This is a genomic window from Polaromonas sp. (assembly GCF_036676035.1).
Taxonomy (GTDB): domain Bacteria; phylum Pseudomonadota; class Gammaproteobacteria; order Burkholderiales; family Burkholderiaceae_C; genus Polaromonas.
On record NZ_JAKFDR010000058.1, the window covers coordinates 51603 to 65898 of the forward strand.

The following is a 14296-nucleotide window of genomic DNA, read 5'->3' on the forward strand; positions in this document are numbered from 1 at the left end:
GTGCATTGCCGCCCCTCGTTCGCCGGGTTTTGTTGTCTATACAGGTATCTTGTTTTGGCGAAACAAAGAGAGCAAGTTCGGGGCCAGCCTTTCTGGCAGGGGATGGCCTTGCCCCCGCGCCGCCAGTGGCCGCTCAGGCGTTCAGCAGGCTGCGCGCCACGGCCTCGGCGACTTCAATGCCGTCCACGCCCGCCGACAAAATGCCGCCGGCATAGCTGGCGCCCTCGCCGGCCGGGTACAGCCCTTTGACGTTGAGGCTCTGGAAGTCGTCGCCGCGCGTGAGGCGCAGCGGTGACGAGGTGCGCGTTTCAACGCCGGTCAGCATGGCATCGTGCATGTCAAAGCCCTTGATCTTCCGGCCAAAAGCCGGCAGGGCTTCGCGCAGGGCGGCAATCGCGTAGTCGGGCAGGGCGCTGGCCAGGTCGGTCAGGCGCACGCCGGGCTTGTACGAAGGCTCGACGCTGCCGAGCTGGGTCGATGCCTTGCCGGCGATGAAATCACCGACCAGCTGGCCCGGGGCTTCGTACGTGCCGCCGCCCAGCACGAAGGCGTGCGACTCCAGCTTTCTTTGCAGCGCAATGCCCGCCAGCGGGCCACCCGGGTAGTCGGCCGGGGTGATGCCCACCACGATGCCGGCATTGGCGTTGCGCTCGTTGCGCGAGTACTGGCTCATGCCGTTGGTCACCACGCGCTCGGGCTCCGACGTGGCCGCGACCACGGTGCCGCCCGGGCACATGCAAAAGCTGTAGACCGAGCGGCCATTGCTGGCATGGTGCACCAGCTTGTAGTCCGCCGCGCCAAGCAGCGGATGCCCCGCGTGCTGGCCGAGCCGGGCCCGGTCGATCAGGCCCTGCGGGTGCTCGATGCGAAAACCGACGGAGAACGGCTTGGCTTCCATGTAGACGCCGCGCTCGTGCAGCATGGCAAAGGTGTCGCGCGAGCTGTGGCCCAGCGCCAGCACCACGTGGTCGGCGCGCAGCTCGTAGCTGGTGCCGTCCTTGAGGTTTTGCACGGTCAGGCCGCGTATCTGCCGGCCCTGGGGCTGGGGGCCGTCTTCAAGCAGCACATCGCTGACGCGCTGCTCAAAGCGGATCTCGCCGCCCAGCGCCTCGATCTGCCCGCGCATGTGTTCGACCACCTTGACCAGCTTGAAGGTGCCGATGTGCGGTTTGCTGAGCAGCAGGATTTCTTCGGGTGCGCCGGCCTTGACGAACTCGGTCATGACCTTGCGGCCCAGATGGCGCGGGTCCTTGATCTGGCTGTACAGCTTGCCGTCCGAAAACGTGCCGGCACCGCCCTCGCCGAACTGCACATTGGATTCGGGGTTGAGCACGCGCTTGCGCCACAGGCCCCAGGTGTCCTTGGTGCGCTCGCGCACTTTCTTGCCACGTTCCAGCACGATGGGCTGAAAACCCATTTGCGCCAGCAGCAGCGCGGCAAAAATGCCGCAGGGGCCAAAGCCGACGACGACCGGACGGATCTTGGGCGCCCTGTCAGCCCGGGCGACCGGGTAATAAGCTAGGTCGGGCGCCGGGCGTATGTGCGGATGGCCTGCGAATTTCGCCAGCAGCCTGGTCTCGAGCGATGAGGAATTTTCCGACGGGCCGCCCCTAGGAAAATTAGCCCCCTCGGGGGGCAGCGCAGTACGCGAAGCGACAAGCGTGGGGGCAACCTCCACGTCGACGATGTAGACCAGAAGCAGTTTTTGCTTGCGGGCGTCGTAGCTGCGCTTGTAAATGCGGTGGCCGGCCAGTTCACCGGCGGGGATGCCCAGGGTCTGGATGATCAGGGCGGGCAGGGCCTCTTCGGGGTGGTCCAGCGGGAGCTTGAGCTCGGTCAGGCGAATCATGGCTTACCTATTAACTTCGTGGATCTGTATTTCGGATCGATGGGATGTATTTTAAGCCCCTGGCTCCGGTGTTATTTGCGCAGGCAGCTATGAATTTAATAGCAAAGAGAACTGACGAAAAAGCACGCTCCCAATTGCGCCGATAATAGGCAGGTGAAGCACGCCAGACTGCCGCTGGTGCAAGGGTGGAAACACCGCACTGGAGGAAGGTCCGGACTGCACAGGGCAGCGTAGCAGCTAACAGCTGTCCACCGCGAGGTGAGGATCAGAGCAACAGAGACGAGCCGGTTAAGTCCGGGTGAAACGGGCAATCTCTACGCGCAGCAATACCAAGTAGGCCAGTGTTGATGTGGCTCCGCAGAGCTGGCGGGTAGGTAGCACCGAGCCGGGTGGGCGACCCCCGGCCCAGATTAATGGCAGTCACGGGCGGCAACCGCAAGGAAGCCGCCCGCACAAAATCCGGCCTATCGGCGGGCTTCACACTTTATTCTCCCAGGAGCGCCCATGGGTCGAACGGGGATGCTTGTTCTGCTGAATGGACTGCGAAAGCATAGGATAGAAAACCAATCTGTTTTTTTCTGATATGGAAATTTTGAGCTTCCTTCGTGAAGAACCGGTGATGGTTTGGTTCGTGCTGATTGCGTTGCTGATCACCGTTGTGCCGGTGACATCTGTGCTTTGGCGCAGGATGTCTGGACGCAAACCGGTTGATGCAGCGAAACCGCCTGTAGAAGCAACTAAATCGACACGCTTTGGAAACCAGACTGAGCTGATTATTTTGTTCGTCGGGCTTTTATTGTTGCTGCTGGTGATGGGTTGGATACGCAGCACTTTCTTTGGGTAACGCAAGGGGCAAAAACACGCCCCGTGAAACTTGCTGAACTCACCCGACGGGTCTAAGATCATTGGCTGGCTGGCTGGCTGGCTGGCTGGCTGGCTGGCTGGCTGGCTGGATCGCTGAGGTCACGGCGGGGCGATTCGTTTGAGCATGGAGTGCACCCTACGGAGGGCAAAATGAACACATGCCTGAAAATGATACTGAAAGTCAGGCTTTCGAGAGAAAGCATTCTGAAGATCATCGCGAAGGCGTCGCTGGCGGTCTTGGTGGTTGCCGGAGTCTTTGGCACACCAACGGTGCATGCCTTTAGGAATTATTCTGAATATGCCGCCGCCTGTAGAGCAGAGGGCGGCACACCCAGCCCCAGTCCTGCACGATGTGATATGCCATCAGCCCGCGGAGGCGGCAGTTCAGGTAGCGGCTGCCCCGCTCCTTGTGATGGCGGGCTTTTAGGTGATCTTTTGCGTGGTATTTTTAAGCCCGGATCTTCCGCCGCCGAGCAGGCTGACCAGCAGTCTCGTGCGGCCAACGAGAAAGGTGTGCAAGCCTACAAAAAGGGTGATTGGGCCGCTGCGATTTCGCTTTTCCAACAAGCGTTGCAAAACGATCCTAACGATCCGACCTACCGCCAGAATCTTGCCAATGCCCAGGCCAATATGGCGAACCAGCAGGAAAGAGAGAAAGCAGAAAGGGAGGCGATGGACAGGCAGCGCCAGAACAAAGTGGCGGCGGACAACATGCAGCAATCCATCCAGAACTTTGCACAAACATTGAACGCTGCGCCGGTGTCCGGCGGACTGGATTTCGATGGACGCACTGCCGGCACTGCGCCAAGCGTTGGCAATAGCGGCGGACTGGATTTCACCGCGTCTGTGACGATACCAAGCCAGAAGAAACCCGTACCCGTTTTACCGTCCGGCGATCCCATGGTGGTGGATGCGCGGGGGCCCAGAGACGGCGCCCATCTCACTAACCAAGTGCCAGAACTCAAGAACTCGCCCGCTGCCGACCGCATCAGCAAGGGTTTCCAGGCGGTGATCAACCACGACTGGCCAGTGGCACTCGCCTGGTGGCAGGACGCGCTCAAGCGCGACCCCAACAACGCCGTGCTGAAACGCTCGGTCGATCTGGCGCAGTGGATGGTGGATAAACGCAAGGCAACGGCAGCGGGGCCGGTCACGCCGCTCGGCGCCGCCATCCATAGCGCGTCACGCGGCGACAACGCCGGAGCGATACGCCAATTCGAACTTGCCAAGGCGGAGAATCCCGCCATTGCCGCGCAAGCGGATGCCATGATTAACGCGCTCCGGCAACGGCAGACAAAAGATGCCAATGATGCCAAAAGCGCGGCGTACTGGAGCGCGGAGATTAACAAAGGGACGCAAAAAATGGTTGATGAGATGTTTGAAACCGGCATGAACAGGCTATCCATCGGTGATGAAAAAGGTGCGCAGGCCGCGTTCAACGATGCCACGTTTTTTGGCGGGATGAGCAACCTGCGGCCATCCCAACTGTCTGCGCCGAAATCCGGGAAATCGCCCGAATCGGCACCCGTCTTTAAAACACTTCCAGATGGGAGGGTCTTGCAGTTGCCCACGGATTCAGATGTGGAATTACTGTTCCCATTCGACCCAAGCGCGCAAGCGCCTGCGCCGAAAACCGGGAAAGCCAAATAATCGAATGCGTGGAGCACGCACCATGGTCTCTATCAGCAAACTCACAATACACGTCCTCACATGCTTGGCTCTCGCCGCAGCTTCATACAACGCAACCGCCGCCACGCCAACACCCCTGCCACCCGCCGCAGAGGAAGCACTTAACAAGGGCATCATCGCCGCGAAAGTGCCGGACTACCTGCTGGCGATCCGCTACTTCGAGGAAGCGCGCAAGCTCGCCTCGCAGGCTCCGGTCGTCTATCTCAACCTGGGCCTCGCCGAATCGAGAATACCGGGGCGGGAATTGCGCGCCATGGCCTGGTTTGGCGCGTATCTGGCGGCCTACCCCGATGCACCGAACGCGGCGGCGGTGAAAGAACAGATCGGTGTGCTGGAGGTGAGAAACCAAAGCAACACCTCCCGTTTGATTCAGACGCTTCAGGATTCACCCTATAAGGACTTCCAGGCCGTCGCCAAACTGTGGGCCGACTCGGGTGATATCGCCACTGCATTAAAGACAGCGTCTCTTGCGGGTGAGGTTTATGGTGGCTCGGCGCAAGGCTATATTGCAGCCGTTCAGGCCAAGGCCGGAGATACAGCGGGTGCGTTGAAAACTGCCGGGATTGTCGTGCGGCCCGATTACAGGAGCGATGCGTTTCTCGGAATCGCGGCCATTCAGATCGAACGAGGCGATCTCAGCAGCGCCGAAACTTCAATCGCGCTCGCGCGGAGTGCTGCTGATCAAATTCCGGGAGGGCAAACAAAATGGGGCAAACTGCAAGCCATCGCGAAGCTGCAGATAGAGGCGGGGAAAATGGATGCGGCGCAAGCCACATTAAGAACGGCGCTGACGGCCGTCGATTTAATCGTAATTCCAGCTGAATCGGAGCGTAAGGACGTTTATTTATTAGCAAGAGTACAAGGGCAGGCGAGTATCGCAAGCAGCCAGATCGAGGCGGGCGATATTGCCGGGGCGAAGCAGTCGTTGGCGCTTGCTTTCAAAAATTCGGAGCTGGTCGGTGATCCGTATGAGCGTTCCCGTGACCAAGGAGGCAATATCTTCGACTACTACATCAAAGCCGGAGATACAGGCAATGCCATACGGACCTTGAAGGCGTATCAAAAGTCCGTGGATCTCATTACAGACGCAAACAGAAAGCGACTATTCACGACCTCTGATGACCGCCGCCACGAAAAATTGGCCTACGCCCAAGTAAAAGCTGGCGATATCAATGGTGCTTTGAAAACCGTCAATGAGATTGTTGGAGACAAGACGAGCGCATTGCGCGACATCATCTCTGCGCAGGTGAAAGCCGGCGATTATCGTGGTGCTGTGAAAACCAATGGAGAAGTGAGAGATGACGATAAAAGGTCCTACAACTTATATGAAATCGCCAAAGCCCAGGCTCAGGCACGGGATTTCGACGGTGCGGCAAAAAACGCCGAGTTGATCCAGATCGTTAAATACAAAGAGTGGGCCACAAATGCGATTGCCGGGGAGAGAGCGAAAACCAACAATCCGGTCGTGCCGACCCCAGCTCCGACCCCGGAATCGACAGCGGCAAAGCGCTCCCCGGTACCCTCAATGACAGCCGAAGACTGGATAAAGATGCTCGACGATAAATCGCAATACGGTGCAGCACTGAATACCGAACCCTTTTTGAACCTTGCCGGTTATCTGAAATCCTTGCCTCCATCCGACAATCCCCACAGAGTTTTCGATTCGCTCCATAAAGCTGCGGAGACACTTGTCAAGGCGCAAAATATGATCGCCGCAATGTTGAAACAGCAGGCCAGGAAATGAAACGCGCCGCCGCCTTCCCGTTCCGCCACCCGCAACACGATGCCATGACAACACCGCGCGGCCTGCTCCGTCTGCTGCTCGTCACGCTTTGTTTAAGCCTTGCTCAACCGTTTGCCGCAGTGGCGCAGACGAATACCCCCACGCCGCTGCCGCCTGCTGCGCAGGAAGCGATCGACAAGGGCATCATCGCCGCGAAAGTGCCGGACTATCTGCTGGCAATCCGCTACTTCGACGAAGCGCGCAAGCTCGCCCCGCAGGCTCCGGTCGTCTATCTCAACCTGGGTCTCGCCGAATCGAGAATTCCGGGGAGGGAGTTGCGCGCCATGGCCTGGTTTGGCGCGTATCTGGCGGCCTACCCTGATGCGCCGAACGCGGCGGCGGTGAAAGAGCAGATCGGTGTGCTCGACGTAAGAAATCAGAGCAACGTTTTGCGATTGATCAAGACCGTGCAGGATGCGTCGAACCAAATATCTGATCAAGATGCGGCCAACAAAATATCTGGCTCAAACAAAGAAGGTGTGATGGTGAACAAAAGCCCCGCGAGCGTATACAAGATGCCGCAGCTATGGGTGAAAGCTGGTGATATTGCAAGCGCTCAAAAGGCTGCTGATCTTATTCAGGTTAAGGACGATACAAGTCTGAAAAGCGCGGCACAGTGGGGCATCGCTAAAGCTCAAGTAAAGGCTGGTGATATTGCAGGCGCACAGAAAACAGCTGATCTTATTCAGTACGCGTTTTGGAAAAGCGCGGCAATGGAAGAAGTCGCTAAAGCTCAGGCCGAAGCTGGAGATATTGCCGGCGCTCAAAAAACCGCTGATCTTATTCAGGACGCACGTCAGAAAAGCTGGGCACAGTTTTTCATCGCTAGAGCCCAAGCAGAGGTTGGTGATATTGCCGGCGCTCAAAAGACTGCTGATCTTATACAGGGCGCAGATGATAAAAGACGGGCACAGTCAGCCATCGCCGCAGTTCAAGCAAAAGCTGGTATTGCCAATGCGCCAAACTCAACCCGCCAGTCAAGGTCAGACACCCAACCCCCAATCCAGCCTGTTATCACGGTTTCCGATTGGCTCAAAAAACTGGATGACGACAACAAGAAGAACGATTGTCCATTGAACACCGAACGTTTTCTGGATCTGGCTGGTTATCTGAAATCACTGCCGCCACCCGACTATCCTGACCAAGTTTTCGTTTGGGGCTCGGCTGGTCGTGTGGGGCCTCTGCCGCGATCGGGCGATCCTCGACGCGTTTTGGAGTCGCTCTATGAAACCGCCGAGAAAATTGTAGACGCGCAAAATGTCATCAGGGGAATGCTGAAACAGCAGGCAAAACGATGAGTCCTGTGCTTAGCTCAGTCTTCCGATTGCGCCCCAACGCGGCCTCAAATTATTTGCGGACAAGTTCTTAATCTTGCAAACTCGCGTTGATGCGCTCCACATGCGCCAGCAGCGAGCGTTTGGCCACCGGCCAGATGCGTGCATCGACATCGTCGTAGGCCAGCGCGACCCAGTCGTCCATCGTGCCTTGCGGCCGGGCCTGCATCACGCCAATGATCTTGGCTTCACACTTTTTTCGGGACAGGACGCGCTTCAGCGCCCGCGCAAATGGCGCGGGGCTTCGAGTTTCTTGGCCAGCAGGGACAGGGTCAGCGTCAGGACCAGGTACACCGCCGAGATCGCCAGATAGGGCTCCCAGTAGCGCGAGTAGGCGCCGGCCACTGTGCGCGCCGCCAGGGCCAGTTCGGCCAGTCCGATGGCGGACACCAGGGACGAGTCCTTGATCAGGGTGACGCCTTCATTGACCAGCGCCGGGATCATGCGCCGAAACGCCTGGGGCAGCACCACATAGCGCATGGCCTGCGGGTGCGTCAGGCCCATGCTGTAGGCGGCCTGGGTTTGCCCGGTGTGAATGCTCTGGATGCCGGCCCGGAAAATCTCGGAGATGTAGGCTCCGGCATTGAGCGTCATGGCCAGCGCGCCGGAGAAAAACGCGCCGTGGTTCTGGCGGAACTCGCGGGCCACCTCACCACTGATCAGCAGGCCGCCATCGGGGTGAATCAGGGTGGGCAGCAGCGCAAAATGCACCAGCAGGATCTGCACGAACAGCGGGGTGCCGCGAAAAAAGGTCACATAGCCCAGCGTGATGCCGCGCAGGGCCTTCAAGCCCCAGGCCAGCGGCACCGAGCGGGGCTGCGGGGCGTCGTGGGAGCTGCTGACCAGCCCCAGCAGGACGCCCAGAAACATCCCGGCGCTGATGGCCACGAAGGTGAGTAGGAGGGTCGTCCACAAACCGCTGATGAACAGCGGCATGTAGCCCGACAATATCTCCCAGCGCAAATCCATCGTCAGGCTTTAAACGGGTCTTGGGCGGGTCTGAAGCGAGGGCGAAAAGCTTACTTCGACGCAGCGGCAGCCGGGGCTGCAGCGACGGGGGCGCCGGGCGCTGCGCCAAAGTAGCTGGCGTAAATCTTGTCGTAGGTGCCGTCGGCCTTGATGTCGGCCAGTGCCTTGTTGATCTTGGCCAGCAGTTCGGCGTTGCCCTTCTTGACGGGAATGCCGTATTGCTCGGCGACAAAGCTGGCGTCGCTGATGGTTTTGAACTTGGCGCCTACGTTGTTGTTGACATAGTGAATCACCACGCCGTTGTCGGCCACCACGGCGTCCACGCCGCCGGCTTCGAGTTCCTTGAGGGCCAGCGGGGTGGATTCAAAGCGCTTGATGTTGGCGCTGTCCTTGCCCTGCAGCTTGGTGACGACTTCGTCGCCGGTGGTGCCGTTCTGCACGCCCACCTTGAGTTTTTTCAGGTCGGCAAACTTGGCAATCTTGGAATTGCTTTTGACGGCCATCAGCTGCTGCGCGTCAAAGTAGGGGTTGGAGAAATCCATGCTCTGCTTGCGCTCGTCGGTGATGGTGACGGCCGAGACCAGCAGGTCGCGGTCACCCTGGTTGAGCGCGTTGAAGATGCCTTCCCACGGCGTGTTCACAAACTTGACCTCGATGCCGGCTTTTTGGGCCAGGGCCTTCACGACGTCGATGTCAAAGCCGACGATCTCGCCTTTTTCGTTTTGCGATTCAAACGGGGCGTAGGCGGCATCGGTGCCCACCACGTAGACCTTGGCGGCCGGTGCAGGCGCAGCGGCTGGAGCAGCGGCCTTGGGCGCCGGCGCAGGTTCCTGCTTGCCACACGCGGCCAGCACGATGCCCACGAGCAAGGTGGCTGCAGTTTGAAGAAAACGACGCGTTGTAATCGAAGACATGAATAACCTCAATGAAGTGAATTGGGGATGGATGCGCCTGAGAAGGCCGTGGTACGGCCTGTTGCGCGGGTGGGGAATTGTAAACCCGCGAATTTGCCCGCTTACCGGGGATTAACCAGCAATTCGGGGCGTTAATTCTGGGCGATGGCCGGGCGATCGCCAAGCGACTCAATCCGCTCCACATGGGCCAGCAGCGAGCGCTTGGCCACGGGCCACAGGCGTGCATCCACATCGTCATAAGCCTTGGCCACCCAGTCGTCCATCGTGCCTTGGGGGTTACCCTGCATCACGCTCGCAATTTTGGTTTCGCGCTGCAGGCGGTGGGCCTTGAGCCGCGCAATCACCGTTTTGGCCCGGCCCAGTGCATAGCCGTGCGCCGGCAGGATGAAGCCGATCTGGTGTTCGTCGCAGGCTGCGCTGAGCTGGTCCAGCGAATCCAGATAAGCCGTCATGTTGCCGTCGGGCGGGTCCACCACCGTGGTGCTGCCGTTGAGGATGTGGTCGCCGGAGAACAGCAGACCGTCTTCCAGCAGCACCAGACAGACGTGGTTGGCGGCATGGCCGGGCGTGAACATCACCTTCAGGGTATGCGTTATTTCGCCTCCCGGCCCCTGTCCTTTCAGCGTGAGCAGCTCCTGATTTTGTAGCGCCCGGTCCGGGGTGAACTCGCTTGCCGCGCGGGCCGTGGGCGCGGAAGGCAGGCCCAGCACCGGCGGCGGGGTTTTGCACAGGGCTTGCAGCGGCCGGGCGCCCGGCGAATGGTCGGGATGGGAATGGGTGCAAACAATCATGCGAATGTCGCCGTCCGCGGCCTGCCACAGCCGCTTCAGATGGCCGGTATCCGCCGGACCGGGGTCAATCACGATGTAGCCGGTGGCCGGCTCGCCGACCAGGTAGCTGTTGGTGCCCGGGCCGGTCATCATGCCCGGATTGGGAGCGGTCAGGCGCCTCAGGTTGCTCAGCAGGGCCACCGGGTGGCTGGTTTGCCAGTCCAGCGCGTGCACGATCTGCCCGTCGGGGCAGGCCAGGGCCAGCTCGCCATAGGGCGCTTCGTGCTCCATGTAGCGGGCTTCATGGCCGGCCAGCAGGCCGGCGCGCGGGCACGAGGTCCACAGCGGCTGCTCGGACGAACAGGCCTGCAGCACGGCCTCGACACTGGCGTAGTGCTGCAGCCGTTCCAGCGTGCGTATGGTCGGAAAGATGATGAAGAAGCCGCCGGCCTGGTGCCGCGCCAGGGCCTCGGCCGGCCGCACCCAGACCGGCTCAAACTGCTCAGCCTCGTCGGCCACGGGGTGCTGGCCTTCGGGCATGCGCGCGACCAGAAAGGGCACGTCAAAGCGGCGCGGCAGGTCGCGGTCGGTGATCCAGTGCGCCAGCACAAACACCTGGTCGCCGGCCAGCGTCAGGCCGCGGGCCTTGCATTGCGCGGCAAACGGAGCCTTGCGGTCGAGGGCGGCAATGTCGGCGGTGCTGGCATGGCTGCCGTCGGCGTGGCGCGCCAGCAGCACGCCGAGCTCCTCAAAGCTTTCGCGGATGGCGGCGATGGCTTGCGTCAGGTGCAAATCACTCTGGGTCGCGCGCCGGCTCGATTGCGAATGCGCGGCCGCATCCGCCGCATCCACGCCGCCACCCGGGAACACATAGGCGCCGGGCGCAAAACTGGCGGTCATGGAACGCCGCGTCATCAGCACTTCGATGCCGTCTGCCGTGTCGCGCAGCAGCAGCACGGTGGCCGCAGGGCGGGTAGGCGCGGGTTCGCGTTGCGGATACAGGAGTTGGGAAGGTCTGACCATTCTGGAATTATGGTCCCACGCACTTGGCCCCCTCGGGGGCAGCGCAGCACGCGAAGCGACAAGCGTGGGGGCCAAGTGATAATGCCAGCATGCGAATCCGATTTACCAAAATGCAGGGCGCGGGCAATGACTTTGTGATGCTCGACGAAACCCGCGCGCCGCTGGGCCTGAGCGCGGCGCAGTACCGTTTTCTGGCCAACCGCCACTTCGGCGTGGGGGCCGACCAGATTCTTTCCGTGCGGCCTTCGCCGGGCCCCGGCATTGACTTTGAATACGTCATCCACAACGCCGATGGCGGCGAGGTGGAGCAGTGCGGCAATGGCGCGCGCTGTTTTGTGCGCTTTGTACGCGAACAGGGGTTGACCTCGAAAGAGGCAGTGAGGGTCAAAACCCTGAGCGGCGTCATTGAGCCGCGCATGCAGCCCGACGGCCGCGTGACGGTGGACATGGGCGCGCCGGTGTTCGATTTGCCGCGCGTGCCCTTTGATGCGGCGGGGTTGGCGCCGGAGCCCTTCGGTTCATGGCGGAAATGGCCTCTGGCCCTTGAAAACATTACACCGAAAGCTCCTGTTTTGATAGCGGTTTTGTCGATGGGCAACCCGCATGCGGTGCAACTGGTGGACGATGTGGACACGGCGGCGGTAGCGCAGCAGGGCCCGCTGATCGAAAATCATCCGCGTTTTCCGAACCGGGTCAATGCCGGCTTCATGCAAATCGTCTCGCGCAGCCAGATTCGCCTGCGGGTCCATGAGCGCGGCGCCGGCGAAACGCTGGCCTGCGGGACCGGGGCTTGCGCGGCGGTGGTGGCTGGCATACGCTGGGGCCTGCTCGATGCCCGGGTGGATGTGCAGACACGCGGCGGCCAGCTGACGATTGAATGGTCGGGCCAGCCCGATGCGCCGGTCATGATGACCGGCCCGGCCACGACCGTGTTTGCCGCCGAGATTGAAGTTCCCGAGTTATAAAGCCACCCCCGTCCAGGCTCACTGCGTGTAGCCTGTTCCCCCCTCGAGGGGGCGGCGCCTGCGGTCTGGCAAAGCCAGTCCCGCGGCCCCCGCTGGTTGTGTTCGCTCGAACTCTTCACCCAGCATGAGCCGTGGAACCGGCTTTGCCGGGCCACAGGCGGGCGGCCCCCTCGGGGGGCAGGGAGCGACACAAAGTGCGCGACCGTGGGGGCCTATTTCCCTACAATGCCGACATGAACCCAAGCCAACACGCCATCCAGCACCCGATCACCGAAGACGACATTGCCAACTTCCTGGCCAACACGCCCGATTTTTTCGAGCGCCATGCCGAGCTGCTGGCTTCCGTGCAGCTGTCCAGCGGCCATGGCAACCGTGCGGTGAGCCTGCAGGAGCGGCAGGCCGGCATGCTGCGCGCCAAGATCAAGGGGCTGGAGTCGCGGCTGGTTGAAATGATTCGCCACGGGCAGGAGAACGTGGCGATTGCCGACAAGATGCAGCGCTGGACGCGCAACCTGCTGCTGACGGCGCAGGCGCGCGAGCTGCCCGCCACCATCGTCCATGAAATCCAGGCGCAGTTCCAGATTCCGCAGGCCGCCATCAAGGTCTGGGGCGTGAATGGCATTTTTTCCGATGAAGGCTTTGCCAGCGGCGCGAGTGCCGATGCGCAGACCTTTGCGTCCTCGCTGGGCACCCCCTATTGCGGCGTCAACTCCGGGTTCGAGGCGGTGAACTGGCTGCCCGATCCGACGGTGGCGATGTCGGTGGCCCTGATTCCCCTGCGCGCCGGTGTGGCGCCGCAGGCCTTTGGCTTGCTGGTGCTGGCTTCGCCCGACCCTGAGCGCTTTCACAGCGGCATGGGCACGGATTTCCTGGAGCGCATTGGCGAGCTGGCCGGTGCCGCGCTGTCGCGCCTGCGGGCGCAGGCGAGCCCCGCTTAAACCGCCTCACCTTCGCACCATGGCCCAGCCTGCCGTCCCAGACCTTCCGGCTCCTGGGGCTGCGCTTGAGTCCGGGCCCAAACACGAATCACACCCGCTGGTGGAGCGCTACCTCGAGCATGTGCGGGTCGAAAAACGGCTGGCCCAGCGCACGGTGGAACTCTACGCGCTGGATCTGGACAAGCTGCAGGCGAATGCGCGGCAGGCCGGCGTGGCGTTGACGCAGGTTCACAGCACCCACATGCGGCGCTGGGTGGCGCAGATGCACGGGGCGGGGCGCAGCGGGCGCGGCATTGCCCTGATTTTGTCGGGCTGGCGTGGTTTTTACACCTGGCTGGGCCGCGAAGGGCTGGTGAGCAGCAACCCGGTGCAGGACGTGCGCGCCCCCAAGGTGGCCAAGCCGCTGCCCAAGGCGCTCAGCGTGGATGAAGCCGTGCAGCTGGCCAGTTACCCGGGAGATGAGGCCGGCGACCCGCAGCTGGAGGTGCGCGATCAGTGCATCACCGAGCTGCTGTACGGCTGCGGGCTGCGGATTGGCGAGCTGGTGGGCCTGGATGTGGCGGCGAGCGGCCAGGCCCGCGGCTGGGTCGACGTGCAGGCGGGGGAAGCGCATGTGCTGGGCAAGGGCTCCAAACGGCGCAGCGTGCCGGTCGGCCGCCAGGCCCTGCAAGCCTTGCAGGCCTGGCTGGCGGTGCGAAGCCAATGGGTCAGCGGCTTGCCCCGGCAAGATCCGGCCCTGTTCATCAACCAGCGCGGCGCGCGCCTGAGCCCGCAGCACATCCGGGTGCGCCTCAAGCGCCGCTCTTTGCAGGCGGGGCTGGCCACGCCGGTGCACCCGCACATGCTGCGGCATTCGTTTGCCAGCCACGTGCTGCAGTCCAGCGGCGATTTGCGGGCGGTGCAGGAGCTGCTGGGCCACGCCAACATCACCACCACACAGGTTTACACGCGGCTCGATTACCAACACCTGGCCAAGGTGTACGACGCCGCGCATCCGCGCGCGGTCTCGCCGCACCCCATACCGGCGGGCAAAACCATGGCTAAACCTAGAAACCGCAGTTGACCGCTCATTTTTCGCGGGCAAGACCACATGAACACACACTTATTCGCTCACGCGCGAGTTCACCTTTGGGGTGACAACGCTACGCACCCGATTGAGCCGCCCTGGCGCGTGCTGGCGGCGTTGCTCCTCCTTGCA

General features: G+C 61.6%; 11 protein-coding genes, 1 other RNA gene and 1 pseudogene. 8 read left to right on the forward strand and 5 right to left on the reverse strand.

Going from position 1 to position 14296, the window contains the following annotated elements:
• Positions 1 to 133: 133 nt before the first annotated feature.
• Positions 134 to 1849 carry an NAD(P)/FAD-dependent oxidoreductase gene (locus tag V6M61_RS09460; protein ID WP_332776318.1) on the reverse strand — a complete coding sequence of 572 codons (1716 nt, stop codon included), beginning with the start codon at positions 1847 to 1849 and terminating at the stop codon, positions 134 to 136.
• Between the two features lie 155 nt (positions 1850 to 2004).
• Here V6M61_RS09460 and rnpB point away from each other — a divergent pair.
• The 5 genes from rnpB (at position 2005) to V6M61_RS09485 (ending at position 7483) form a co-directional block, all read left to right on the forward strand.
• Positions 2005 to 2332, forward strand: an RNA gene (gene rnpB / locus V6M61_RS09465) — RNase P RNA component class A.
• Positions 2333 to 2432: 100 nt separating this feature from the next.
• Positions 2433 to 2693: a hypothetical protein gene (locus V6M61_RS09470; RefSeq protein ID WP_332776319.1), complete on the forward strand. Its 261-nt coding sequence runs from the start codon at positions 2433 to 2435 to the stop codon at positions 2691 to 2693.
• 188 nt (positions 2694 to 2881) lie between these two features.
• Positions 2882 to 4363, forward strand: coding sequence for a tetratricopeptide repeat protein (locus V6M61_RS09475; protein ID WP_332776320.1), 1482 nt, complete (start codon positions 2882 to 2884; stop codon positions 4361 to 4363).
• 22 nt (positions 4364 to 4385) lie between these two features.
• Positions 4386 to 6146, forward strand: a complete 1761-nt coding sequence (locus V6M61_RS09480) for a hypothetical protein (protein WP_332776321.1) — start codon at positions 4386 to 4388, stop codon at positions 6144 to 6146.
• Positions 6143 to 7483 (forward strand): tetratricopeptide repeat protein, encoded by a 1341-nt coding sequence (locus tag V6M61_RS09485; protein ID WP_332776322.1) that lies wholly within the window; start codon positions 6143 to 6145, stop codon positions 7481 to 7483. The genes V6M61_RS09480 and V6M61_RS09485 overlap by 4 nt, the downstream gene beginning before the upstream one ends.
• A gap of 67 nt (positions 7484 to 7550) precedes the next feature.
• On the opposite strand, the pseudogene V6M61_RS09490 reads toward V6M61_RS09485, so the two are convergent.
• The 4 genes and pseudogenes from V6M61_RS09490 to V6M61_RS09505 all read right to left on the reverse strand — a co-directional run.
• Positions 7551 to 7709, reverse strand: a pseudogene (locus tag V6M61_RS09490) (hypothetical protein); the annotation flags it as partial.
• A gap of 26 nt (positions 7710 to 7735) precedes the next feature.
• On the reverse strand, positions 7736 to 8488 hold the full coding sequence (locus V6M61_RS09495; RefSeq protein ID WP_332776323.1) for an amino acid ABC transporter permease: 753 nt from the start codon (positions 8486 to 8488) through the stop codon (positions 7736 to 7738).
• A gap of 50 nt (positions 8489 to 8538) precedes the next feature.
• Positions 8539 to 9402, reverse strand: coding sequence for a basic amino acid ABC transporter substrate-binding protein (locus tag V6M61_RS09500; RefSeq protein ID WP_332776324.1), 864 nt, complete (start codon positions 9400 to 9402; stop codon positions 8539 to 8541).
• A gap of 131 nt (positions 9403 to 9533) precedes the next feature.
• The gene (locus V6M61_RS09505) at positions 9534 to 11195 is read right to left on the reverse strand and encodes an MBL fold metallo-hydrolase (protein WP_332776325.1); all 1662 of its coding nucleotides are present in this window, start codon (positions 11193 to 11195) and stop codon (positions 9534 to 9536) included.
• 89 nt (positions 11196 to 11284) lie between these two features.
• Between V6M61_RS09505 and dapF the strand changes: the two genes are divergently transcribed.
• The 3 genes from dapF to V6M61_RS09520 all read left to right on the forward strand — a co-directional run bounded on the left by dapF (position 11285) and on the right by V6M61_RS09520 (position 14161).
• Positions 11285 to 12160: a diaminopimelate epimerase gene (dapF, locus tag V6M61_RS09510; protein ID WP_332776326.1), complete on the forward strand. Its 876-nt coding sequence runs from the start codon at positions 11285 to 11287 to the stop codon at positions 12158 to 12160.
• 233 nt (positions 12161 to 12393) lie between these two features.
• The gene (locus V6M61_RS09515; protein ID WP_332776327.1) at positions 12394 to 13098 is read left to right on the forward strand and encodes a DUF484 family protein; all 705 of its coding nucleotides are present in this window, start codon (positions 12394 to 12396) and stop codon (positions 13096 to 13098) included.
• 19 nt (positions 13099 to 13117) lie between these two features.
• On the forward strand, positions 13118 to 14161 hold the full coding sequence (locus V6M61_RS09520; protein ID WP_332776328.1) for a tyrosine recombinase XerC: 1044 nt from the start codon (positions 13118 to 13120) through the stop codon (positions 14159 to 14161).
• Positions 14162 to 14296: the final 135 nt, after the last annotated feature.